The sequence below is a fragment of the Colwellia sp. MB02u-9 genome, assembly GCF_014077085.1.
Taxonomy (GTDB): Bacteria; Pseudomonadota; Gammaproteobacteria; order Enterobacterales; family Alteromonadaceae; genus Cognaticolwellia.
Map to the genome: position 1 here is coordinate 278,923 of NZ_JACGVF010000094.1, position 25,951 is coordinate 304,873.

Consider the following 25,951-nt stretch of genomic DNA (forward strand, 5'->3'; position numbering starts at 1 on the left):
TATCAGTCAAATATTTTATAACTTAACTTAACTTAACTACGCAATATAAAAAATAAATCCCCAAATCCCCACAATAACGTCCCTGTAATAAGTAATGAAACCTCAAGAATACCCAGTTGTAATCTAACGGCTTGTAATAATTTTCCGGTTTTTTCTTCAAAGTCATCTTCAATGCTTTGAATTTCGCTTGCTATATTTTCGCTTGATACCTTGGATTTATGTAATTTTCTTTTAGTGCGAGCCAGTACTATGCGATGATGAAAATTAAGTCGACTAAGTAATAATCGTTCTTGTATTATACCACCCAACCCGGACCAAACACCCAGTATCACAATTAAACAACCACTGCGAGAAAGCCATTCTAAACCAGCAAATTGTATTATCGATAAATACACTCCAAGCATGGCTGTTAATATCGCCAATGACCAACTGATGAATGGATGACGTTTAGGAATGCTTACAGGTGTGACTATTGCTGTTGATGTTAGCTGGGTGGAGCCTGTTGAATTTGTTGACATAAACACCTTCTTTTTAATTTAATTGCCAGTACTAATTTTTGTCTTTGTCTTTGTCTTTGTCTTTAGTGGATGAAAACTGCTTTTTATAGTTGATGTTAGCACTTATTTCATCGCCACTAATGGCTTCAAACGATATATTCGGTGATAGCTTGTATTCAATATTCCACCCCGCCTGAACGCTACTGTCAGAGTCAATACTGGTGCCGTACCCTACATTTAAACGGTCATTAATCTTCGCGGCAATATCAACACGCGTGCTATTTCCGTTATTAGCACTTTTACTGGTAAAAGCCACATCTTTGAGGCCCAGTTGCTCACCAATTTTTTGCACTAATTTGTTGGCACTCTCTACCCCTAAACTAATGGCGGCACTGGTCAGTGCATTGCCCTCTTGCTGTGATAAAGAATCTAATTTTCGGCCAGTGATCAGTAATGACAATACATTTTCATCTGCCATTGTTGGCTCTGAAAATAACGTTAAACGAGGGTTATGTATTGTTCCATCAGCAATAATCCCAACCTTGATATCATCAACTATACGAACCGCTCGAAACTGAATGCTTGGATTTTCTGCCGTACCCAGAAACAATAATTGCCCCTGTTCAATAGTTAATGTTTGCTTGTAGGCTTCAAATTTACCCTCTTTTAAATCTAAGCGACCATTAAGAGTCAAAGGTTGGCCGGTAATAAGTGATGAAGATAAATTACCCTGTATTTCGCTTGATAAACCAAAACCACTGATTTTAACATTGTCTCCTGCTGATAGCGTTAGCGAGATATTATAGTCAAGTGCTGGGTCTTTTTCGGCTAGGTTTTTTTCGTCAATAATAACTTGGTCTTCTGAAACACTAATGGCAGGTTTTGGCAAAGACGCTATTTTGATATCAGCTTGGTCAACAATTAAGTTACCGTCTACAGTTAAGTGCTTGTCTTGATAATTTGCCTTTAACATGGGCGAAACAATTAATTTATTATCATTATTATTGACCAAGGTAACTTGTTGACCTTCAATCGTTAGATTTGCTTTTATCGGCATTGATAGCTTTGCTTGCCCTGCTATTGTTAGTGATCCCTGCGGATTTTGTAATTCGCCTAATAATATAACACGGTCTTGTTGACTACTTAATTTTACTTTGCTGTTACGGATATCTAAGCCATATTCATCAATAACTAAATGTTCAATGCCAAGCGAACCTTCGCCGGTAAATATTGGCTCACGCCAAGTACCTGCTAAGGTAAAGTTTTGCACTAGACTACCTGCTATTTTATCGATACGTTTTTGCCACTGCTTAAGCCATTCAAATTGCTGTAAATTAACTGACAAGTCGCCATCAAGACGAGCTGAATCAATCAGCGGCCAGTCACTGTTAAACTGGGCCGTTATTTCATCTTCGCCAGATAACCGTATCTTCAAACCAGTAGATATTTTATCTTTTTGCCATTTACCCTGCAGTTTTAAAAGCGCTACCGTTAATAAATGCTTTGATAGCTGTGTGTCAGCTGGGCTGCTTTCATCTGGAACGCTCAAGGTAATATCAGTTTGTGCTAAGTCAAAATCGACGGTAAAGTCAGGCGTAATCGACAACAACATCTGACCTGTAGGCATCGAAATTTTAGCTGGCCACTCGGGTAAGTGTAACTGGGTATTTATTGTCTGCCATTGTGTGGTGATTGCGATAGAATTTTGCTGTTGCTGGCTAAGTATAGTCAGTTCTTGTCCGTGTATTTGAACGTCAGATGACTGCAATTTAAAGCTTGGTATCGTTACATTGACCGAAATTCCTGCCAATTGCTGACCTTTACCTGATAACGCTAACTGACCTGTCACCATACCTTCAACTTCCTGTGGATATTGTGATGACTGAGCGAGTAGCCTGGACTGCCAATGCTTAACCTGCTGGAAAATCGGTGACATTGACCATTGTTCGAAAGTTAAATTAGCTGTCCACTGCTCTACTTGCTTATCCGCATTGATACAAAGTTTGCCACTGCCGCTAAGACATAGATTTTTTATTCGTTGATTTTCAGCACTTAATTGTAATTGCTCTGTGGTTAAAACCAGTGCTTGTTGTTGGTTTTCAGCCTTAAAATCAAGCTTACTGATCTGCCATATAGCCTTTGATATATCACTATTGATGCTGAACGGTTTTGCATCTTGTTGCAGTAATTGACCATCAAAACTTAATTTAACAGCTGTATTTTCAGCTAATGTAGCGCTAATGAGCATTTTATGATCAGCGGGTAAACCAGAGATTTTCAATGAAGGTTGTTCAAGGCTAAACTCATTAATATTAAGTGCGTCGGCCTTAACATCGCCCTGCCAGCCTTCGCTAAAATCTAACGCCCAATGAATTTTTTTACCGTCAAACTTTGCCAGCGCAAGTTTATCTATCTTGCCTTGACTAGAAATAAACCATTGAGACTGTTGTTGTTCTAACTGCCAACTGGCATTGACATTAGCCAACTCAAAGACATTGTTTAATGCTAACGAGCGACCATTAAGCTGACCTTTTAGCGAAAAGTTTTCAGAGGTCGGATTATCAACATTAAACTCACCTTGTATTGTTGCCGTTAAATTACCCAAGGTTAACTTGTTACTTTTAACCGTAGCAATACCTTGTTTAATGGCCAAATCAAGGCTCGCTAGCACTGGCCATGATTGCTTTATCGCAGGGGTGCTTTGGTCAATCGCCTCGGGCAGTGCTTGGCGCAAGGTTGTGGCGATTTGCGCGGCATTAAGCTCATTTTTTAATAACAAAGAGACGGCTGAACTCGCACGCCAATCTAGTACATTAGCTAGCTCGGTATTAATGGTTAACTGTATGTCTTTAAAATCTTGCCATCTTGCCTGTATTTGTAATTTAGCGCTCAACTTTGGCCAATTAAGTTCAAAGTTTGCTTTGGTTTTTTCGAGATCAATAGCTTGACTGGCCAACTCAACTTGTTGTTTATCAGCTATTAATATGCCACGCTTTAAAAATAAGCCTTGGTTATAAAACCAATCGCTAGTCACTAACATTTGATTAGGCGATTGCAACTGTAAAGTTAATTGTGATGAGTCACTGATATTGCCTTTAGATTTCACACTGACCGAAAGTTTGGCCCCCTGCACCTCAACCGCTAACTGATGCGGCCACTTTTTTCGCATGTCAAGATAACCAGATACCGCTATCTTGTGTTCGTCAAATGTAAGCTTTAACTCACCGACGCTTGCTTTGCTACGCGCGAAGGCTAATTTTTTTAATACTAGGTCGCTAACATTGTACTCCGTACTAGTTGAAGGTGTATTAGCTGAAGCTGTGTTTGCTGAATGGGCTCTTTGTGAAGGTATGCTTGTTGCGGGGTCACTGTTTTTGGCTGGGGTTATTTTAGCGCTCATTGCCTGATAGCTAATGCTAGCCATAGTCACTTGCTTCACTTTGAGCGCAATAGGTAATGTCACTGTCACTAGCTTGGGTAATGCCTCTGGCGAAGAGGCGGTTTTTTCATCGTTAACACTCGATACCGCTAAGTTAGTTAAAGCAATGCTATCGCACGAGAGCAAACGGTCAATCAAGTGCAACCATTGGCAGTCAACCGATAACTCGGTCATCTGTACTTTGGTGCCCTCTTGTTGCCATTCAAGCTCGGCTAGCTTTATGCGCGTATTTAATGTGCCACTGATTTTACCTAAACGTAGTTCCTGTGGTTGCAGTTGGGCAATGCGCGCAGCTAACCACTGCAAACCTGATTCTGTCGTATACAGCCATGAGAGCATTAACAGCGTGATAACCATTAAGCCAGTAGTAATTAGGCTAAACCACTTTAACAGCGCTTTCTTTTTGAAGTAACTCATAAATCTGGCCCTATGGTGATATGAAAACGCCAGCCTTTATTACCATCAAGTGCTTTAGCAATATCGAGTCGAATAGCGCCAATCGGTGTTACCCACCTTAGACCAGTGCCGATTGATTTATATATTTTCCAATCCCGCCAATCATTAAAGGCATTGCCTTGATCGGTAAATACCGCCCAACGAAAGTCGTCATTAAATAAGTAATCGACCTCAAAACTTGACGATACAACATGCTTACCACCTAGTGAGACGTTGTTCTCCAGAGGCGACAAACTTTGATGTTTATAACCTCTGACTGAAACATCACCGCCGGCAAAAAATCGATAGTTTGATGGCATAGAGCGATTAAAATCATCGGTATCCATCCACGTAGTGCCCAAACGTGCACGTAACAATAATCGCCAGTTATTATTGAGTGACCAAATACGTTTTACTTTTTGATCAGTTTGTAAAAATTTTATATCGGGATCGCTAACTTGCTCACCACTAAAACGAAATATACTTTGCCAACGCCAACCTGCTATAGCGGAAAAGGGATCGGTAACACTGTAATAATTGAGTTGCCATGAAGGGACAATATATTGCAAACTACGATTCACGTTAGCATCTGATTCTAACAGCTCTTGTGCCATGGCAATTGACCATTGACTAAACCAATTTTCATTGATTTTATTGGCCAGCACAGACTCTAAGGTGAAAATTTTACTGCGACCTATTTCCTCATTTTTAATCTGATAACTGACTAAGTTTATCCATTGACTGTTGGCTTTATCTAACGGTATTTGGTATTGAAAGGTTGCGTGTATATCGGCAATATCGAGCTTTACTTTATTAAAATCTATGGCGGCAATATATTGATGAGCGCTACTATTTACTCGTCGATTTCTCCAACTTACCCCTAATTTCCCGCCACTGTCAGTGCCATAACCTAACAAAGTTTTAAGTTCATATTTGTCAGTATCCAATATTGAAAGGCTAACATCGACCGTTTTTGTCAGATGGTCAACTGACTGTTCAACCACCACTGATTTAAAAAAACCAGAGCGATTTAAGGCCTGCTGACTGGCAATAATGTCGAGTTGACTATAATTGTCACCAGAGCGAATGGTTGAATAACGATTGATTAAATCATGGGATAAAACTGTGCCCTCAATCGTCACTTTGTTAATGCTATAGCGAGCGCCACAGTTGAACACCCAATGCACATCGGCTTGAAACTGAGCCACATCAACATTTAACACACTAGATGAAAAAGTGGCGTTTAATAAACCTAACTCTTGTGCTTCGCGTTGCAACGAGGCTTTAAACTGGCTGTAATCGCCATGGTTAATAATTTTGCCTTGGGTAAATGGATGTTTAGCAATAAGTTGGGGGATTTCCTTAATTTCATTCTCGCAGTTGAGCACAATATTAGTGTTGTGCCATCGCACAGGAGTCTGTAAATCAATGGTGAGTATTTTGCCTTGTTTATCGTCAGCCAAGGTTAACACAGGCTGGTAATAGCCCAATGCCTGCAACGCGCTGCGGGCTTTAGTTAAAATATAATTGTCTGATTGTGGAAAACCCAGCAGTGACAATGGAATGGTATTTTCGTTACTGCTCAAATTACGTAAGATATTGGTTTTGAATGCGCTTTCAACACCCATAATATTGAGATGGGTACCAACATTTTCACCAAGCTCTGCTGATTGCACTGCAAAGGCACTTACTAACATTAAAAGAGTCATTAATGTATAGAGTAGTCGATTGCGGTAAGGGGAATTCACTTGTTTCAATATTCTTCCATGCTTGATTGACTGATAAAAATAAAACCTCAGCATAATAATTATGACGACTTTGTTGCAGGAGATCATTAAATAAATATTATTTACAATAAATCATCCAAATACATCGCGCTGGTAAATTAAATGCGTTTAAACTCATGCTTTACTTGAAACTTCAACTAATGGTTAAATTAAGGCTTAAACCAAGGCATTAACTAAGACATTGACTAAGATTTAATTGACTGGATTTTTAACCTTGTTTTTACCCTGCTTTATGCAATATTTATAATGCGTAGCTCTACTTGCAAGCTTATTAACTTACCATAAACCCGATGATTGAAAAGGATACTAGCTATGCATATGGACCCATTGTTACCGCACGCGGTTGGCGCCATTTTCTTTATATTATTGTTAGGGTTTATCTTGAGTTTTTTTCGACAGCCTCAATTAGTCTCAGTAGCATCGCCATTGTGATAAAGCTATGGCAAGACAACTCCATGCTATTGTCGAGCCTAGGACAAAGTGTTTTAGGCCTACTGCTATTGCTTATTATTATAGTCGCCATTGAAATGCCTCTCGGTAATTAAAAAATCATAATGTTGAAATTTAAGCTTGATTACTCGGTCTTTAACCTTGTTACCAACACTTTTATTTAATTTGAGGAATTTATATGTCGACAGCCGATCCCCTAGCCAACAAAAACTTACAAAGCAACTTGCAATGGTCATTACTATTCTTACGGGTAGGTGTGTTTATTGTGATGTTTATTTGGACGCTAGACAAGTTTGTTAATCCAGCACATAGTATTAAAATTTTTGAACATTTTTATAAAATCAGCGGCTTTAATGACATCATGGCTTATGTTTTAGGCGCGCTACAATTAATATTGGTTTTCGCATTTTTATTTGGCATTAAAAAACGCCTCAGTTACGGTTTAATTTTTCTGATGCATGCGGGTTCAACATTATCAGCTTACGCGCAGTATATGGATGCTTTTAATAATTTATTATTCTTCGCCGCATGGCCTATGTTAGCTGCTTGTGCAGCGCTATATTTACTTCGAGATGCTGATACTAAGTTTACTTTAGGCAAGTAGCCTATGGTTAATAAGCGCCTAATAAATACTTAATAACGTGTTCTAAGTAAAGGTTAAAACAAAAAGCCAAGGCAGAACGCCTTGGCTTTTTGTTGATTTTTATTGAAACAGTTAACAGATAAATGGGTTAACTGTTGTTTTTACACCTAGTTTAGTTATTTTTAGACTAGATTTTTCTTAGCTTAGATTGCCGTCTATACCAGGTTAAAATGCACAGTGTTAAAAGTTCTTGGCCGTTTGTGAGTTTTCTTGTTGAGTGGCATCATTGGCTAATGCGGTGTTTTTTAACTTGATAACCACACGACGATCATAAAAACTCACCTCTTTATTTACTGATGCCACCACAGATTGCTGTTCACCAAAAGCAAATAAGCTAATGCGGTCAGCCTTTACGCCCTGGTCAATCAGTGCATTTTTAACCGCATTAATACGTGCTAATGAAAGTGCTTGGTTTAGCGCATCACTACCTTGTTTATCGGTATAGCCAGAAAGATCTAAGGTTAAATTAGGTGATTGTTGCACAATGCGCGCTAAGCTTTCTATCTGCTCTTGATAATGTGACTTAATTTCACTTGAGCCGGTAGAGAACTGTAAGCTCATTAATAAGTTTTGTGCTTGTAGGTTACTCGCCGCTTGATAGTTTTGCTCTAGCGCTAACAACTCCATTTGATAGCTTTGCTCTGCTTGCTCAATTTGTCGTTGGTAGCGAACTAGCGATACTTCATTACTTTTTTTCTCTGCGCTGTAGGCGGTTGACAAGCTTTCAATTTCATCCGTGGCATTGATGTTTTTTGCAATCATATTACCGGCTACCCCAGTGATAAAGGCGCCAATAGGTCCGCCTAAAATAGCACCAATAACCATGCCTGTGCCGAAGCCAATTTCTTCCTTTAATTGTGCTGAACTCTCTTGCGCTATTTTGTCTTGCGCTGTTTCTTCATATGAAGTTGCAAAGACGGGGCTGACCGTTAAGGCTGATATTAAAGCAACATTAATCAATTTTTTGGCTCGAGAAGTTTTACTTACACTTGGGTTATTTGCTGTGGTTAATTGTCTTGTCATCATGGTGTCTCTCATTAATAGTGTCGGTGATAAATAGTCGATGGATACTTGCTAACTAAACACTTAATTAGCTTGCTTGTTTTTGATGGTGTTATTAAAGCGTAGAAAAACGACGACTAAAGGGCGCAAATATGGCAATTCAGTGAGCAAATGTGGCAACATTATGGCAATGTCAACAATTAGCAGCATCGATGGCGTTTATTCGATATTATTAAGCTAGGTTTTTATGCAGATATTTACGCACAACGAGATAAAGGATAAACAACAATCATGTCGAAACGGATTGCTATTGTTGAAGACGATGCCGCCATTAGAGAAAACTATGCTGATGTATTGCGCCTACAAGGTTACCAAGTACAAACCTACGCTAATAAGGCAAACGCTATGCAAGCGTTTAATCTACGCTTACCTAATTTAGCCATTTTGGATATTGGCCTTGAACATGAATATGATGCTGGCTTTGAGTTATGCCAATGGTTACGGTCAAAGTCGACAACCTTACCGATTGTTTTTTTAACCGCGCGTGATAGTGATGTTGATACCGTATCGGGCTTGCGTATTGGCGCTGATGATTATCTCACCAAAGATATTAGCTTACCGCACTTGTCTGCCCGAATTGCCGCGCTATTTCGTCGTCAAGACGCCTTAGGCAAACCACAACAAGCTGATTATATGCTCACTATCGGGCCATTAACCGTCGATAGTCAGCGCATGAGCATTCAATGGCAAGAGCACAATGTAGATTTAACCATTACCGAGTTTTGGATGTTATACGCATTAGCTAAGCATCCCGGCCATGTGAAAAACCGTAGCCAGTTAATGCAGGACTCAAACATCTATGTTGATGACTCAACCATTACTTCGCATATCAAGCGCATGCGTAAAAAATTCAGCCATATCGATAGCGACTTTAATTGTATTGAAACGGTTTATGGCATGGGTTATCGCTGGAACCAAAGCGCCAAAGAAAATTCAGGTAACTAAACTAAAATGACAATGAAATGGCGTTTTGGCTTAAGAAGTAAACTGCTCTTATTATCAAGCTTTCTATTTACCATTCCATGGTTTGGTTATCAATATGTTTGGGAAATGGAAAAATACCTCCGTTATGGTCAAGAGCAAACCATAATAGGCACAGCCAGAGCACTTGCTACCGCTATGCATGAGCGGGCAAACTTGTTTAATAATCAAGCGAGTTTTTTACCTAGCGTTGAAAAAGGCAAAGACCTATATAGTTACGGTTTATCCGCGCCCATTCAACTCGACGGTTTAAATCAAGACTGGCCTGACTTTGCCAACAAAGCGCATTTTTATCAGCAAAATAACCAACTTTATAGCCAACTAACGCCTGAGCAATTATCAATAAATTTTACCGCGGCGGTTGGCACTTATGGTCAGTATTTGTATTTATACTTTGGGGTGATTGACGACAAGGTCATATATCGTGACAGTAATGCCCGTAGCATCATTAATAATGACCACTTAGAGCTTGCTTTTATTAATCCACAAGGCGTTTTCAGTCGCTTTATTATCAGCAATAAAACCACTGGCTGGATAGATGCTTATCGTATTACCGATATTGAAGCCGATATCCCTGTACCTGCTAGACAAATTCAAGGGCATTGGCGAAATACCGCACAAGGTTATAACGTTGAAGTGCGCGTGCCATTAACTGAGTTTAACGACAATATTGCTTTTGCGGTGCACGATGTTGATAGCCCCTTAGGTAGCATTCAAGCGTCGCTGGGCTCAGCAGATCCCAGCTCTGCCGAGACATTAGGCACTATTTTAGTACCCTCACCCGAAATTGAGCGCATTGTTAAAGGCATGAGTTATACCAATTCTAGCATTTGGGTGGTTGACCAACATCATCGGGTATTAGCCACCACAGGTAATATAAAAAAAGCCAGCGGTGTCTGGAATAAGCGCGTTAACATTAACAATGAACGCCTTGATAATACTGATGATAATTTTATATTAGCGGCTTGGCATAGCGTTGAAAACAATATACTGAAACCCTTATATGAAAGAATACTGACGCAACCGCCCAGTAATTTTATTGACCAACTTTATGACTCAGAAAACCTGACAGGCAAACATATCGAAAGTGCCTTAACGGGTGAGCCTATGTCGCAGTGGCGTTTAAGTACAGATCAACAAGCGGTGGTATTGTCAGCCGCTTACCCAATATTTATTAATAAACAGGTAAAAGGTGCGGTGATTGTTGAAGAAACCACTAATGGCATTCGCACCTTAAGAAATCAGGCGCTTGAAAAGCTTTTTAGTTCTATTTTGGCCATTATGTTATTGGGCGCGTTGGCCTTCTTCTTGTTTGCTTCGCGGATATCAAACCGGATCAGAACCTTAAGTAATCAAGCAGAAATGGCGATTGACGAACATGGTCGTATTAGTGGCAATGTTGATACCTCAAATACCAATGACGAAATTGGTGATTTGTCGCGTAGTTTCTCAACTGCGGTTAATCGCCTGAGTCAATATAATCACTATTTAGAAAATATGTCGTCACGTTTATCACACGAATTGCGCACGCCTATTGCCGTGGTGCGAACCTCGTTAGAAACCTTAGCCATGCAGCAACAAAGTATCAGGGCAACAACACGAGATAATAATGATAAAAGGCAAGCACCCCTGGTGGAAAACCCCTATTTAGTGCGCGCTCAACATGGTATTGAGCGCTTAAGCTTAATTTTAACCAATATGAATGAAGCGACCCGAATAGAGCAAATGTTACAAAACACCGACAAAAGTGCCTTTGACTTAGCTCAGGTATTTAACGGTTGTATGCAAGGTTATCGCCTGATTTACCCTGATATTGATTTTTCATTCAATGATATAACACCAGGAAAGCATCCGCTTTTGGGTTCACCAGAACATATCGCGCAGTTATTAGATAAAGTGATTGCCAATGCCGTAGAGTTTTCTGACGATAATAAAATTACCGCCAGCGTCACACGTAATAATCAACAGGTGACGTTAACCATCAGCAATAACGGTGAGCTATTGCCTGAACAAATGAGTGAACAACTGTTTGACTCTATGGTGTCGATCAGGAAAAAACACAATAATGAACAGCCTCATTTAGGCTTAGGTTTGTATATTGCGCGCTTAATTTGTCAATTTCATCACGGCACAATAAAAGCCGTAAACCAGCAAAATCAGCTCGGCGTTGAGGTTATTATTACCTTACCATTAACAAAATAATGTTAATGTCTTAAGCTAGGCTGTGTTGACTATGAAAATTACACTTAACCTTGTATCTTGCATTGCTGCACCTCTAATGATTGCACTTCTAGCATTGCCCTTCCAGCATTGCAGTAAGTTTGGATCATGACAAGCTAGCGCATTACTGCATTTGCTATGACAACTATGACAAAATACTATTCAATACCAATGTATTTGTGTACTTGCACCGATAAGCGCCAGTTATTTTTAATACAAGCGGCAATAGCAAGCTCGGTGGCACGTTGTTTTTGGCTAATAGGTTGTAAATAAATCTGCTTTTTTTCTACTTGATGTGTGGCTAATAAGGCTTTTAGGTCATCAATATGTTGCTCAGTGGCCACCGGATGTTTAATTTCATTTGCTCTTTGCATCGCGCTGGCTAAAATTTTGTAACCGCCACGCATATTCACTTTGGGTGATACAGTAACCCAGCATTGCTCAGAGACTCTAATTTCAAAGGTGCCTGAGGTTTCTACCTGACAGCTATAACCTTGTGCTTCAAAATATAAACACAAGGCGGTTAAATCTTCCATGCAAGGTTCGCCACCGGTAATAACAATATGTTTAGCGTTAAAGCCCTGCTTGTTAAAGATTGCAGCAATATCATCTAAGGATAAATTTGACCATTGTTCAGTCTCTTCTACCTTACTTAACAGTTGCTTACTGGTTATTTCTAACTCAGGATGAATGTCCCAGGTATGTTTAGTATCACACCAAGAACAACCGACAGGACAACCCTGTAAACGAAGGAAAATTGACGGTTGGCCGGTAAATGAGCCTTCGCCTTGTAGAGTTTCAAACAATTCATTTATTTTATAACGTGTGGTCATTTCTTTAATGCTTAGATAATTTCTAGTAGAATGCGCAAGTTTATTATACCCCAAGAGATCTGTAAATATGAGTAGTAAAGTCGTAGTAATTTTTTCTGGTGGCATGGATTCATTCACCGTACTGCACCGCGCTTTAAAAGACGGTAAAGAAGTCTATGCCTTAACCTTTGATTATGGCCAGAAACACGTGAAAGAAATTGCCTGTGCCAGTAAAGTTTGTCAACAACTGGGGGTTGCTCATAAGGTTATTGATATTTCATCCATTAATCAGTTATTAGCGGGATCGTCTTTGACCGATGATATCGACATTCCTGAAGGTCATTACGAAGCCGAAAGTATGCAGTCAACGGTTGTACCTAATCGTAATATGATTTTACTGTCGTTAGCTGTGGGTTATGCCGTCTCAGTAGAAGCCGCGCAAGTATATTATGGTGCTCATTCGGGTGATCATGCTATTTATCCTGATTGTCGACCTGAATTTGTTATGAAAATGAATGAGGTTTGTCAAATCGCGAATTATCAAGCGGTTGAAATTTTCAGTCCTTACTTAACGAACAGTAAATCCGATATATTAACTGATGGTTTAAAGATGGGTTTGCGTTACGATGACACGTGGACTTGTTATAATGGCCGAGTACAAGCCTGCGGTAAATGCGGTGCATGTCAAGAGCGCCTAGAGGCCTTTGCTGACAATAATGTGACCGACCCTTTAACATACGAATAAGCTTATTTATAAAAGCCAGCCAAATTAAATGCAAAAAGGGACAGTACAATGTCCCTTTTTAAGCGCTATTTTTTGGTGCTTATTTTGATAATCATTACCTTTTAGTCATGACTATTTTATGGTTTAAACCATAATTTTGTCTACTGACATCAGCTTAGTCGGTAAACAAGGTACTATGTAAACGTTCAACCACTTGGTTAGCATCGGCTTCTGGCACGAGAAAACACAGATTATGATTGCTTGCGCCATGACAAATCATGCGAATATTAAAATCATTTATCTTATCAAAAATACTGCTGCCAACCCCTTTAGTGCCATGAATTTTATTACCGATCACCGCAATTAAACTCAAACCATGCTCAACACTGACTTCACAAAGTTGTTCTAACTCTTCTACCACGGCTTGAGTTAACAAGGCTTGTGTTGAACCATAAGGATTGTCAAAGGTTAGCGCGACACTAATTTCACTGGTGGTAATTAAATCTACACTTAATTGGTGTTTGGCTAATACGGTAAAAACTTTCGCTAGGAAACCACTGGCATGCAGCATTTGTGGACTTTTTACTGTCACTAAGGTTTGCTCGCGTCGCAGCGCAATCGAACGATAAGTAGGATTAGAGTCAACTTGGCGCTGTATTTTGGTGCCACCTGCGTTAGGTTCTTTACTTGAACCCACAAAAACAGGAATATCTTGCCGCATAGCTGGAATAAGTGTCGCCGGATGTAGAATTTTCGCGCCAAAGGTGGCCATTTCCGCCGCTTCGCCGAAACTAATTTCATTAATCGAACGTGCTTGATCTGTTATCCGTGGATCGGTAGTAAAAATACCCACCACGTCAGTCCAAATGCTTAAATTACTGGCTTGAACAGCTTCAGCTAACAACGCTGCGCTGTAATCAGAGCCACCGCGACCTAAGGTGGTCGTATTACCCTGCGGGTCACAGCCGATAAAACCTTGTGTAACAATAACTTGCTCATTAAGTAAGGGATAAAGTAGTGCTTTAGTATTAACCGCTAATTCGGTTAAATCAACTTGCGCTTTACCATATAAACTATCAGTTTTCATGACTTGGCGAACATCAAAATAATGACCATTCACATCGACGAGTTGTAACACTTGTGCAAAAATTCGTGAACTGAATTGTTCACCAAAACTCAGGATTTCATCACTGGTTTTTGTGCTGTATTGTTTTGCTTGTTGCTCAGCACAAGTACGTAACGCATTTAATAAGCCTGATATTTCTTGATCAATAGCTTGATGGTTATCAAAATGTTGGGTTATGGCAAATTGAATATCAGCAATATGGGTAATAATTTGTTGTTGTTCGCTTATCGCAACGTCTGCTTGGCTTAAACGTACTAAGTGATTAGTAACACCAGCACTAGCTGATACCACCACTAAACGGTTAGTGCTATTATTTTTAATAATATCCGCGCAGCGTAACATCGCATGAAAATCAGCAACACTGGTGCCGCCAAACTTTGCAACGGTAATATTTTCAGTATTGGTATGATCTATGATTACAGACATGCAGATTCTCCATGAGTTTGAGATTGAATGCTTGAACATTCGAGTCTATCGCGAGATGTATATTTAGATAACAATGTGCCAACACTAATGTGATTAAGGCTAGTAAGATGGGATATTAACATAAAAATTCTTCCTAAACGCCTGCATTGCTAAAGCTATTTCATTAAACATAGCAAATATAACAGGCAAATAACTAACAGGAAGAGCATGACTGAGCGTAGAGCGAATTAGGTTAAAAACCCGTTATTCAGGCGGTACTATTCAGCCAGAAGCTCTCCACCCTATGCTAAAAAAACTGCTGTTTTTCTAGCGGTGACAGCCCTAAGGATTCAGCCCTAGCGACCGAACATGATATGCCCCCATATCAATATTCTCGGCAATTGTCCCCCTCAGTAACAGTCAAAGGAATGGGTCCTCATGTTACCTACCTAGCAATTGCGCCTCTTCTGGTGCGAAAAATTTTTCTATTTCTGTACTACTTAATTAATAACATCATCATACTTGATAGATAAGGGCATTATAAAAGTGGAGTAAAAATTCTAATTTTCAGCGCAGTCATTAGACCCTATCTAAAAGTAAATATCAACAGACTTTTAGACGTCCAAATGAAATAGTTTGTCACAATTAGCCACTGCTTCAAGGTCTTATAATTGTTATGCTTTAGCATCTTGAAAACTTATTACCCTATTTTTATAGCCTATTTTGGACTGAGTAACATGGATCTATTTTTACTAAAAAAAATAATTAGCTTAATGATTATGCCACTGAGCATTATTATCTTACTGTTAATTATCGCTATTATTTTTTATCGTTTAAAACCAAAATTGAGTTTTTGGGCGCTATTTACCGCAACCACTTTATTATTTTTGAGTACCTTTCCACCTTTATCCGATAACATCATGGCGGCATTAGAAGATAATTATCCCGCATTTACCCGCAGCAATAAGCCGGTTGATTATATTATTATTTTGGGTGGTGTTCACACCAGCGTTCAGGGTTTGCCTGCGACCAGTGAGTTAAAGTCTAGTTCATTAGAAAGGTTAGTTGAGGCTGTTCGTATCTACCGCATGCACCCCGAAGCACAAATAATTACCTCAGGTTTTGCCGATGGCGATGTCAGTTCAAACGCAGAAAAAGTTAAGCAAGCAGCGATATTATTAGGTGTGCCAAAAAATAAAATATTGACTGAAAATTTCCCTCAAGATACCGAAGAAGAAGCGCAACTTATCGCACCACGCGTGTTAAATAAAAATGTCGTACTCGTCACTAGTGCCAATCATTTACCCAGAGCCATGGCCTATTTCCAACGCTACGGCGTCAATCCAATCCCTGCACCGGCAAGCCCATGGGTTAAAAGCAATGGCCTTACTCCATGGTCTTATTACGTACCTAATGCTAAAAAATTACAACAAACTACTACGGTTTGGTACGAAACCCTCGGGCGTATTGTGCAATGGTTTAAAGGCTAATAGCTGACAAACTAAAAGCAGCAGCAATTTGTACAACACGACTTAATGACCAAAAAGCCTTGTGCAGTAAAAATTTACATAAGGCTAGTTCATTACCAAGTACAATCGTGCATGAACAGCAGTCTTGTATTTGGTGCTATATTTTTCCGCTATATTGGTATTAATAATCTGCCGCTTAGGCTGGGTTATCAATATCAATAAACTTAGCCTCTAATGGCAAATGTTGATTAAAATGTTCGGCTAATGCTTTAGCGCCATAGCGCTCGGTGGCATGATGGCCAGCGCAATAAAAATGAATATCCATCTCGCGCGCAACATGAGTGGTTTGCTCAGATACTTCACCACTGATAAACGCGTCTATGCCGTGTTCAGCCGCTAACTCAATATAGCCTTGCCCACCACCGCTGCACCAAGCCACGGTTTTAATCGCTTTATTTGATGGCGGTGCTATGTGCAAGCAAGTTCGGTTGAGCTTTTCATTAATGCGTTGCTCAAGTGTTTGTGGGCTAAGTTCACGAGTAAAGTCTCCACGTACAGCAACACTCAAGGCGTTACCCTCTTCCAATGGCGCGACATTATTGATTGAAAATAATTTCGCTAATTGTGCGTTATTACCTAAGCTTGGATGAATATCTAAGGGTAAATGATAGGCAAATAAACTGATGTCATTTGCCAGTAACGCCTTAATGCGTTTATGTTTCATACCACGGATGACATAACTTTCATTCTTCCAAAAAAAACCATGGTGTACGACTAACGCATCGGCTTTTTCAGCAATCGCTTGTTCGATTAACGCTTGTGTAGCGGTAACGCCCGTGATGACCTTACTGATCTTATCTCGCCCCTGAATTTGTAGACCATTTGGACAAAAGTCTTTAATTTGTTCAGGCTTTAATAAGTTGTTTAAATAGCTTTCGAATTCATGAAGTTGCATTAATTAATTCTGACCTTAAATATTGAGTTATTATATTTAGTACTGCTTTACCATTACTGATTTGATTTTTTACTGGTTTTTCTTGATGAATTCATCGTTGGCACCTTCACGGGTTCAAAGTGTGGCCTGAGTTGCCATTTGGGTTTGATCGGCGTTAAAGGTAATACGCGCTTTTTCGCCACAATGACATAAACAGAGCCTAAACTTGGAAAATAACGTGCCGCTATATTATGCCAATAGTTACAAAAAAGTCCCTGAGTGAGTTGCCCAGATAATGACGAATGCAAAAACCGTTTATCTAGTTGGATCTCAAATCCCATTAAGTGCAGCCAATCTTTCACTCGCATAGGTGAAAATAACCTTTCATTCCAAGGCGTTTGCTTACGCCTATAAGGAATAAATTGATTAAGACCCACTAAACTAAAAGGATTAAATCCAGTGATCACTAAATAGCCATTAGGAATTAATACCCGGTTGGCTTCACGCACCACATGATGAGGGTCTAACGAAAACTCCAAAGCATGGGCCAATACGCAGACATCAACACTGTGCTTTTGTAAGGGTAAATCATCAATTTCAGCAATAACATCACTATTTTCCAGCTGGTTTGTTAAGGTTAATTGATGCTTAATCGGGCTATCTACACTCGATATTTCACCACTTAAAGCGCCAATTTTTAGCATATGATAGCCAAAAAACTTTGGCCACCAAGGCGCTAGCGCTTGATTAATATTGGCAACTATCAAGTCACCATTAGGTAAGTTTTGCCAAGATTTTGGATAATCAGGGTGCCTAAACGCGAGTGCTGGCTTCATTATATTAAACTGTCGAAAAAGTAAGTATAATCATATCTTCAGTATACTCAGGAGCCACACATGCAGCAAACCCAAAGCAGCACTAATATGAAAGTTTCCATGATAAAGGCCTTTTCAGATAATTATATCTGGGCTATTTCGTCGAACTTAGGTCACAACATGGCCTTAGTTGACCCAGGTGACGCCAATGTTTGTATCGAATTTATTGAACAACAAAAACTGCAACTGTCGAGTATATTAATCACTCACCATCACGCTGATCACGTGGGTGGTATTAAAAAACTTGTTGATTATTGTAAAAGTAAGCAATGGCCATTAACCATTTACGGCCCTGAAAGTGAAAACATTCCACACTGTGATGTCGCGCTTAACGAAAGCGCTAAGGTGGCGTTAACTGATTTAGACCTTGAATTTGATGTCATTGATCTTCCAGGTCATACCAGTGGCCATATAGCTTATTTATCACAAGACAATTTATTTTGTGGTGATACTTTGTTTTCAGGTGGCTGTGGTCGCCTTTTCGAAGGCACGCCGAGCCAAATGCTTGGCTCATTAGAAAAGCTAAGCGCTTTACCTGAGCACACTCAGGTCTATTGTGCTCATGAATATACTCAAGCTAACCTTAATTTTGCCCTAAGTGTTGAACCCGATAATACCGAGTTGGTAGATTATTATAATCAAGTAATACAAAAGCGCGAACAAGATATTGCCACTATCCCAACATCAATCATGCTTGAAAGGAAAATCAATCCATTTCTACGCTGTAACGAGTCTAGCTTGATGACAAGCGCGGCTGAGTTCAGTGGTGAAAAGGTTAATGATAAATTACAAACCTTTACCATTATCCGCGCATGGAAAGACAATTTTTAAGGCGTTTTTATTGCGCAAATCTTGAATAACCGCCCTAAATAAGTGACACTGGCGGCTAGTAAATTTAAATAGACCTTGCATGAAGAATATAACCCTATCTATCGCAACCGTACTGCTATTGTCCGGTTGCCAATCAGTTTTAAACCAAAATCAATCAAATAACCTTGAAACTAATAATGATATTCAAGTACTTATCGATGTTGCCTCTTCGGCAGAGATCAATCAAGCGCTGCTGGTTGATGAAGCTATTGACGTTATTCATCCCATTGCCGACGGTGATATAGATCTGGGCAATGACTTAAAAGAAAGCTATTTGTCAAATGATGTTTGGCAACGAATTCGCAGCAAGCTTGAATTTTCGATACCCGAAGATCCTCGTGTTGTTAGCCAACGAAATTGGTTTATAAAGCACCCTGACTATCTAAACCGCGTAGCTAAACGCGCTGAGCCATTTTTGTATTACATCGTTGAAGCATTAGAAGCGAACGATATACCCATTGAAATTGCCTTATTACCCATAGTTGAAAGCGCTTTTGACCCTTTTGCTTACTCACATGGTCGTGCATCAGGTATGTGGCAATTTATTCCCGGCACAGGCAAACGCTTCGGCATGAAACAAAATTGGTGGTTTGACGGACGACGTGACATAGTTGCCTCAACCCAAGGTGCTATTAACTATTTAAAATACTTAAACAAGTTTTTTGATGGTGATTGGATGTTAGCGCTTGCCGCTTACAACTCAGGTGAGGGACGAGTAAGACGTGCGGTTAGAAAAAATAAAAAGAAAAACCTACCTACAGATTTTTGGTCTTTAGATTTACCAAAAGAAACTCGTGCTTATGTCCCTAAATTATTAGCGTTAGCTGACATTGTAAAACGTAGCGAAGAATTTAAAATTAAACTGCACGTAATTGATAATAGCTCGGTGATCAGTCAAGTCGATATTGGTTCACAGCTTGATTTAGCCAAAGCAGCGCAATTAGCTGACTTGACATTAACAGAGTTGCAGCGACTCAACCCAGGTTTTAATCGTTGGGCAACCGACCCTGACGGCCCACATTATTTATTGTTACCCAACCACAAAATAGAAAACTTTAAGCAAGGCCTTGCCAAATTGAGCGCAAAAGAACGTCTAGCTTGGCAACGCTATAAAATTAAAAACGGTGACAACCTAGGTGAAATAGCACAAAAATTTAATACTGAAATAGCGTTAATAAAACAAGTTAATAACATTAAAGGCAATCAGATCAGAGCCGGAAAATTTTTATTAATTCCTGTTGCTACCGCCTCGTTAGACAGTTATTTACTCTCACAAAATCAACGTTTGGCAAAAACACAAAACAAAGTATTGGCCGGTGAAAAGCGCATTCATATAGTAAAATCTGGTGATACCTTGTGGGATATCAGCCGCGCCTATCGTGTTTCAACCCGCAGTATTGCAAAATGGAATGGTATGGCGCCAAGAGACACTATTAAACCTGGACAAAAACTGGTTATTTGGCAAAAAACAGCGGTTAAAACACTGGCTTTAGATGCTATGACACCAAACGAGAAAGCGATAATGCGTAACATTCATTATCGTGTACGCAAAGGTGACTCTTTTGCCCGTATCGCCGACAAGTTTAATGTCAAGATAAAAGATATTGAACGTTGGAATAGCCTTAATCGTGATAAATACTTACAACCGGGACAAATGTTAAAGCTGTCGGTAGATGTGACGAATAATATTTAACACCTTAATTATTGATAATATTATCACCAATAAATTTAGTCGTAGCAGATAGTTGCGAAGGGAGAAATTAAAAAACGCTAACTGAGTTAGCGTTTTTTTGTGCTGAAATAAAGCATCAGTCGTTGGTCATATTAATGCCTTTATAATATAAACGCGTTTATAACTAAACGATTATAAACCGGCGACACCTTGAGTAATAATGTTTTTCGTTTGCTTAACAATATCCATCAATGCTTGTTGATTGAAGGCTTTAATTTTCGGGGTATGGATATGACCTACCGGTAAAGTTGAATAATATTGGTCACGTAATAAGATACTACGATAAGATATTTCATTAGAAAGGTAACCACCACCTGAGCCGCTAACCGAAGTTTGCTTAACAATATCTGCCAGTGATTGCCCCTTAAATGTACCACCTAATAAGGTCGATATTGTGCGATTGTCGTTAACCTGATATTGACCAGCACCCTTTAACATTGCCAATATAGGTAAGCTAAATTCAACAAACTCAGGTCCTTGCAAAGCGGCGGTTTTAAACTTGGGTATTAATGGCTTGTTTTTCGTAGCACCTGTCAATATATTAAGGTTATCAGGCGCGTTAGCGCTGCGTCTTAACGCCGGGTAACGCTCTAAATCAAAATTATCTCTCCCCATGCTTACGGTTAATACCATATCAACAGATTTATTGGCGATATAAGGGCTGAGTAGTTCTTCTATCATGCCTTGGTCAAAATCTGCAAAACGCACAGGAATAATGAGCACTTCAATTTCCGCACTTTGCCCTTCAATGCTAACCACTAAATCGTCCAAAGCGAGGGCAACTACTCCTGATGGATTACTTTGGTCGATATGTCTATCTAGAAAAAAGGGATCAAAACCTGTCAATAAAATTTTCTTATCGGCTTTTTTATCAAACTTCACATCCAGTTGACCACGAGATAATAACTCCAGTGTCCATAACAACTTGCGTTGTTGATTAGGAAACAAGGTCGTAAATGCTTTGGTAGAGCGTAACGCTTTGCTCATTTGTAAGCGCGACCAATATAACGGCCGATCGTCGTAGTCGTTCAATTGGTTAAATGACTTTTTCGCCTCTAACCATAGCCCTTTACCGTGACGAATAGTTAATTGTGTTAACACGGTATAGCTAGTTGCTCGGTTTAATTGACTAGCAAATTTCTCAGCTCGTGCGCTTAATCTTGTCGAAACATCTGGCATTGCTTTAAGCGCGTTATCAAGCCGTAATTCTTCAACCGTTAATGCAGCGTAGTTAATTTCTTGGCTACTAATAGATAAACTTAGGCCAAGTGAGATGGCGACAACAAAGATCTTTAGGGTTATTTTATTTACAGTTTTTAACATTTATTGCTCTTACTTATGATTGAAATTAAAATAAAACGGCTAATTTCTTTATACTTATCATTGATATATTAATGTATCTACTTTTTAAACACGAGCGATTAATGTTACAAAAAAAACCGCTTTTACACCTTATTGTGTCATTAGAGTAAAAATACTATTGATTGTTTATCAAATACTGTAAGGTGTCACGCAACAGCAATATTGCTGAACGATAAGTTTCTGTAAACACTATCATGTTTACCTAGAGATAATATCGCATAATACGCTTGAATAAACTTGTTAGAGCGCATTCACCACACAATTTGTCATTAATAAATATAAAGGGGTAGCACTTCAATGTGTTCGATATTTTGTATATTAGATATTAAAACGGGTGCAGACGCACTTCGTCCAAAAGCTTTAGAATATTCTCGCTTACTTCGTCATCGTGGTCCAGATTGGTCTGGTATCTACAACAATGACCACGCAATTTTAGTGCATGAACGTCTGTCAATTGTTGACACTGAACATGGCGCTCAACCATTATATAACAGTGATAAATCAAAAGTTTTAGCGGTCAATGGTGAGATTTATAATCATAAAGCATTAGCCAGCCAACATACGCCTGACTATGATTTTCAAACCGCTTCGGATTGTGAAATTATCATTCCAATGTTTGAAAAATTTGGCACTGACTTTGTCGATAAGCTTCAAGGTATGTTTGCCTTTTGTCTATATAACGAGCAAGACAATAGTTATCTAATTGCCCGTGATCACATGGGTATTATTCCACTTTATACCGGTTATGACGCTGAAGGTAACTTCTATGTTGCCTCAGAAATGAAAGCGTTAATGCCCATTTGTAAAACGGTAGCAGAGTTTCCTCCAGGTCATATTTTAGATAGCAGAGTCGGTAAAGTTGAAAGATATTACCAACGCAACTGGCAAAAATATTCAGCGATAAAAGATAACAACACCAGTAAAGAAAAAATACGCGAAGCATTAGAAGAATCAGTTAAAAGCCATTTGATGACTGACGTACCTTACGGCGTATTACTTTCTGGCGGTTTAGACTCATCATTAATTTCTGCCATTACGCAAAAATTTGCCGCTAGACGTATCGAAGAAAATGATTTGTCTGAAGCATGGTGGCCTAAAGTGCATTCTTTTGCCTGCGGCTTAGCTGGCTCGCCAGATTTAATTGCCGCTAAAACCGTTGCTGAGAGCATAGGTACAATACACCATAGTATTATATTTACCGAACAAGAAGGTATCGACGCACTTAAAGAAGTGATCTATCACTTAGAAACTTATGATGTAACCACGATTCGTGCCTCTACACCTATGTATTTAATGGCGAGAAAAATAAAAGCCATGGGCATTAAAATGGTACTTTCTGGTGAAGGTGCTGATGAAATATTTGGTGGTTATTTATATTTCCACAAAGCGCCAAATGCGGAAGAGTTTCATAACGAATTGTTGCGCAAGCTTGATAAATTACATATGTTTGATTGTCTACGTGCGAATAAATCTATGTCAGCGTGGGGCATTGAAGCACGCGTACCCTTCTTAGATAAAAACTTTATGGATGTTGCCATGCGCATTAATCCAGAAGATAAAATGTGCGGTAATGGCAAGATGGAAAAAGCTATTTTACGCTCATCTTTTGAAGGTTACTTGCCAAAAGAGATCTTATGGCGTCAAAAAGAGCAATTTTCTGATGGTGTGGGTTATTCTTGGATTGATGGTCTAAAGCAACATGTTGAAGCACAAGTTAGCGACCAACAGTTAGCGAGCGCAGAATTTAAGTTCCCCGTGAATACACCCGATACTAAAGAAGCTTATTTTTATCGTTGTATTTTCGAAGAAAACTTTCCGCTAGCATCCGCAGCAGATTGTGTACCTGGCGGAAAATCAGTCGCTTGTAGTACACCAGAAGCGTTAGCTTGGGATGAAAGTTTCGCTAACATGGCCGATCCTTCAGGACGTGCTGTGCAAAGTGTGCATAATGACAGTTATTAGTCTTAGCTAACTGAGAAATTTTAAGCCTAAAATTAAAAACCGACTATTAAAGTCGGTTTTTTTGTACAATATTTACTAAATATTATACAGTTACTCTCAACTTATACTCTTAACTTAGTATATGGCCAAATAAATCAATTCATTAATCCAATGGGTATTACAGCCATTGTTAGTAGGAAGCTATCTTGTCAAACCGTGTAGAACCTGAAATTCCAACGATTAATATCGATCAAGATCAAGTTAAGATGGCTCGTGAACCTGTAGCTAAAGCACACAAGTCAGAGCAAGTGAACTCTGCAACTAATACACCCAAAACATTAACTGCAGCGCAAACATTATTAATATTAATACCTTATTTTGCTCTAGCGGGTACTGGCTGGTATTTTTATCAACAGCAAGTGAGTGTAAACAATACCTTAGCGTCGAGCTCTGCGCGAATTCAACAGCTAGAAAACCAACTCTCAGCTACCGGTGAAGAAATCGGTGAGTCAACCATTGCTTTAAAGGTTAAGTTAGAAGCGGTTAGTGAAAAAACAGAATTATTATTATCTGAAATGGATAAACTCTGGGCTTCAGCTTGGCGGAGAAATCAAGAAGAAATTAAAGCCTTAAATTCAAAAAGTATCAACATGGCTCAACAGCAAGATAAAAACACCGGTTCAGTTAGCCAGCAAAATAACGCACTTAATGATTTAAAAGATAAGATTACCGCCACCGAGTTTTCAATTAATGCTGTTTCTGAGCAAATGGTTACTGCCAGTAGCTTAAAAGAGCAATTTAAAAAACTATCTACACAGCTCAATACCTTAGATGCCAATGCAAAAAGTCGTGATAAGCAGCAAATGTTTACCGCCACTAGTATCAATCAGTTTGATACTAGCCTGCAATTACTCATAGAGCGAATGGAACGTTTAGAGGCTATATTAGCGAGTAAGTCTGGACCCTAAATTTAACTCACCCTATATAAGTGGGCATTGAATTATAAGTGGAGATTGAACCACAAAAAAGGCCATCAACTGAAATCAGTTGATGGCCTTTTTATATTTTTTGCTTTTGCAATAAATTTGCTCGCGTAAGGCTGAGAAATTTTACTTCAGTGTTTGCACGATTTCTTTTATCAATTCTGGCCCTTGATATATAAAGCCAGTATAGACTTGGACTAACTTTGCCCCTGCCGCAAATTTTTCTTGAGCGTCTGCGCCCGACGCTATACCGCCAACACCAATAATCGGCAGCTTGTTATCAAGTGCTTTTGCTAGTAATTGAATAACTTCAGTACTTTTTTCTTTTACCGGTGCGCCACTTAATCCGCCCTGTTCATTACCAAAGGGTAAATGTGACACTTTATCACGTGCTAAGGTGGTATTTGTGGCAATTACGCCATCAATATTATTGGCAATTAAGCACTCGGCAATAGACTTTATTTCTTCGGCATTTAAATCTGGCGCTATTTTTACCGCAACAGGCACGTACTTACCATATTGCTCTGCTAACGCAGTTTGTTCAGCTTTTAATGCTGATAGTAGTTCATTAAGTGCATCGCCATATTGTAGCGAGCGTAAACCTGGGGTATTAGGTGATGATATATTAACCGCAATATAAGTAGCATAGTCATAAACTTTACGCATACAGTGAATATAATCATCTTTAGCATTTTCATCTGGCGTATCTTTATTTTTACCAATATTAATACCCAAAACACCAGGGTACTTAGCTTTGATTACTTGGTCAACGAGATAATCAACACCTTTATTATTAAAACCCATACGGTTAATAATAGCGTTTGCTTCTGGTAATCTGAAAATTCGTGGCTTGTCATTACCTGGTTGAGGTCGTGGCGTTACTGTCCCCACTTCAACAAAGCCAAAACCTAAAGCTTCAAAGGCTTTAATGCATTCGCCATTTTTATCTAACCCTGCCGCTAAACCGACTGGATTAGGAAACTTAATGCCCATAACCTCCACCGGTTTATTGGCTATGGTTTGCTTATAAAGTAAATTAAGCGGCGAAGCGCCTGTTGCTTTAAAGCCTTTAATCGTTAATTCGTGAATTGCTTCTGCATCGAATTTAAAAAACACTTTACGAATAGCTGAGTAAAACATAATACCTCTTTAATTATATATAATACTAATACCAAGCTCACTAATTATCTGATCATTTTTACTG

General features: G+C 39.2%; 19 protein-coding genes and 1 riboswitch. Of the genes, 9 read left to right on the plus strand and 10 right to left on the minus strand.

Going from position 1 to position 25,951, the window contains the following annotated elements; all coding sequences use genetic code 11:
- Positions 1 to 32: 32 nt before the first annotated feature.
- The 3 genes from H4J65_RS09895 to H4J65_RS09905 are packed head-to-tail and all read right to left on the minus strand — an operon-like array spanning position 33 to position 6,068.
- Positions 33 to 518 carry a hypothetical protein gene (locus tag H4J65_RS09895; protein ID WP_182197974.1) on the minus strand — a complete coding sequence of 162 codons (486 nt, stop codon included), beginning with the start codon at positions 516 to 518 and terminating at the stop codon, positions 33 to 35.
- Between the two features lie 31 nt (positions 519 to 549).
- Positions 550 to 4,353 carry a translocation/assembly module TamB domain-containing protein gene (locus tag H4J65_RS09900; RefSeq protein WP_182197983.1) on the minus strand — a complete coding sequence of 1,268 codons (3,804 nt, stop codon included), beginning with the start codon at positions 4,351 to 4,353 and terminating at the stop codon, positions 550 to 552.
- Positions 4,350 to 6,068, minus strand: coding sequence for an autotransporter assembly complex family protein (locus H4J65_RS09905; RefSeq protein WP_182197986.1), 1,719 nt, complete (start codon positions 6,066 to 6,068; stop codon positions 4,350 to 4,352). Before H4J65_RS09905 ends, H4J65_RS09900 begins: the two co-directional genes overlap by 4 nt.
- A 718-nt stretch (positions 6,069 to 6,786) precedes the next feature.
- Between H4J65_RS09905 and H4J65_RS09910 the strand changes: the two genes are divergently transcribed.
- Entirely contained in the window at positions 6,787 to 7,212 is a 426-nt protein-coding gene (locus H4J65_RS09910) for a hypothetical protein (RefSeq protein ID WP_182197988.1), read from the plus strand.
- Positions 7,213 to 7,431: 219 nt separating this feature from the next.
- On the opposite strand, the gene pdsO is transcribed toward H4J65_RS09910, so the two are convergent.
- Positions 7,432 to 8,277, minus strand: coding sequence for a sortase-associated OmpA-like protein PdsO (pdsO, locus tag H4J65_RS09915; protein WP_182197990.1), 846 nt, complete (start codon positions 8,275 to 8,277; stop codon positions 7,432 to 7,434).
- Positions 8,278 to 8,544: 267 nt separating this feature from the next.
- Here pdsO and pdsR point away from each other — a divergent pair, with 267 nt between their 5' ends.
- Positions 8,545 to 9,258 (plus strand): proteobacterial dedicated sortase system response regulator, encoded by a 714-nt coding sequence (gene pdsR, locus H4J65_RS09920; RefSeq protein WP_182197993.1) that lies wholly within the window; start codon positions 8,545 to 8,547, stop codon positions 9,256 to 9,258.
- Between the two features lie 6 nt (positions 9,259 to 9,264).
- Complete coding sequence (gene pdsS, locus H4J65_RS09925) at positions 9,265 to 11,496, plus strand: proteobacterial dedicated sortase system histidine kinase (RefSeq protein ID WP_259367575.1); 2,232 nt, start codon at positions 9,265 to 9,267, stop codon at positions 11,494 to 11,496.
- Positions 11,497 to 11,672: 176 nt separating this feature from the next.
- Here the strand turns inward: pdsS and queE are convergent, their stop codons facing one another.
- A complete protein-coding gene (gene queE / locus H4J65_RS09930; RefSeq protein ID WP_182197996.1) occupies positions 11,673 to 12,347 on the minus strand; it encodes a 7-carboxy-7-deazaguanine synthase QueE in 675 nt (224 codons plus the stop codon).
- A gap of 67 nt (positions 12,348 to 12,414) precedes the next feature.
- Here queE and queC point away from each other — a divergent pair, with 67 nt between their 5' ends.
- On the plus strand, positions 12,415 to 13,071 hold the full coding sequence (gene queC / locus H4J65_RS09935; RefSeq protein ID WP_182197999.1) for a 7-cyano-7-deazaguanine synthase QueC: 657 nt from the start codon (positions 12,415 to 12,417) through the stop codon (positions 13,069 to 13,071).
- Positions 13,072 to 13,225: 154 nt separating this feature from the next.
- Here the strand turns inward: queC and lysC are convergent, their stop codons facing one another.
- Positions 13,226 to 14,602, minus strand: coding sequence for a lysine-sensitive aspartokinase 3 (gene lysC, locus H4J65_RS09940; RefSeq protein ID WP_182198001.1), 1,377 nt, complete (start codon positions 14,600 to 14,602; stop codon positions 13,226 to 13,228).
- Positions 14,603 to 14,863: 261 nt separating this feature from the next.
- Positions 14,864 to 15,056, minus strand: a riboswitch (Lysine riboswitch).
- A 262-nt stretch (positions 15,057 to 15,318) separates the two neighbouring features.
- Between lysC and H4J65_RS09945 the strand changes: the two genes are divergently transcribed.
- The gene (locus H4J65_RS09945) at positions 15,319 to 16,071 is read left to right on the plus strand and encodes an ElyC/SanA/YdcF family protein (RefSeq protein WP_182198004.1); all 753 of its coding nucleotides are present in this window, start codon (positions 15,319 to 15,321) and stop codon (positions 16,069 to 16,071) included.
- 175 nt (positions 16,072 to 16,246) lie between these two features.
- Here the strand turns inward: H4J65_RS09945 and H4J65_RS09950 are convergent, their stop codons facing one another.
- Both H4J65_RS09950 and H4J65_RS09955 read right to left on the minus strand, forming a co-directional pair.
- Positions 16,247 to 17,005 (minus strand): Nif3-like dinuclear metal center hexameric protein, encoded by a 759-nt coding sequence (locus tag H4J65_RS09950; RefSeq protein ID WP_182198006.1) that lies wholly within the window; start codon positions 17,003 to 17,005, stop codon positions 16,247 to 16,249.
- A 53-nt stretch (positions 17,006 to 17,058) separates the two neighbouring features.
- A complete protein-coding gene (locus H4J65_RS09955) occupies positions 17,059 to 17,820 on the minus strand; it encodes a class I SAM-dependent methyltransferase (RefSeq protein ID WP_182185995.1) in 762 nt (253 codons plus the stop codon).
- A 60-nt stretch (positions 17,821 to 17,880) separates the two neighbouring features.
- Here H4J65_RS09955 and gloB point away from each other — a divergent pair, with 60 nt between their 5' ends.
- Both gloB and H4J65_RS09965 read left to right on the plus strand, forming a co-directional pair.
- On the plus strand, positions 17,881 to 18,690 hold the full coding sequence (gene gloB / locus H4J65_RS09960; RefSeq protein ID WP_259367576.1) for a hydroxyacylglutathione hydrolase: 810 nt from the start codon (positions 17,881 to 17,883) through the stop codon (positions 18,688 to 18,690).
- 79 nt (positions 18,691 to 18,769) lie between these two features.
- The gene (locus tag H4J65_RS09965) at positions 18,770 to 20,422 is read left to right on the plus strand and encodes a LysM peptidoglycan-binding domain-containing protein (protein ID WP_182198009.1); all 1,653 of its coding nucleotides are present in this window, start codon (positions 18,770 to 18,772) and stop codon (positions 20,420 to 20,422) included.
- 171 nt (positions 20,423 to 20,593) lie between these two features.
- Here H4J65_RS09965 and H4J65_RS09970 read toward each other — a convergent pair whose 3' ends face one another.
- Positions 20,594 to 21,784, minus strand: coding sequence for a hypothetical protein (locus H4J65_RS09970; RefSeq protein ID WP_220465123.1), 1,191 nt, complete (start codon positions 21,782 to 21,784; stop codon positions 20,594 to 20,596).
- Between the two features lie 336 nt (positions 21,785 to 22,120).
- On the opposite strand from H4J65_RS09970, the gene asnB reads away from it, so the two are divergent.
- Complete coding sequence (gene asnB, locus H4J65_RS09975; protein WP_182137805.1) at positions 22,121 to 23,785, plus strand: asparagine synthase B; 1,665 nt, start codon at positions 22,121 to 22,123, stop codon at positions 23,783 to 23,785.
- A 185-nt stretch (positions 23,786 to 23,970) separates the two neighbouring features.
- Positions 23,971 to 24,732 carry a hypothetical protein gene (locus H4J65_RS09980; RefSeq protein ID WP_182198011.1) on the plus strand — a complete coding sequence of 254 codons (762 nt, stop codon included), beginning with the start codon at positions 23,971 to 23,973 and terminating at the stop codon, positions 24,730 to 24,732.
- Positions 24,733 to 24,873: 141 nt separating this feature from the next.
- Here the strand turns inward: H4J65_RS09980 and pyrD are convergent, their stop codons facing one another.
- Positions 24,874 to 25,887, minus strand: coding sequence for a quinone-dependent dihydroorotate dehydrogenase (pyrD, locus tag H4J65_RS09985; protein ID WP_182137803.1), 1,014 nt, complete (start codon positions 25,885 to 25,887; stop codon positions 24,874 to 24,876).
- Positions 25,888 to 25,951 lie beyond the last annotated feature (64 nt).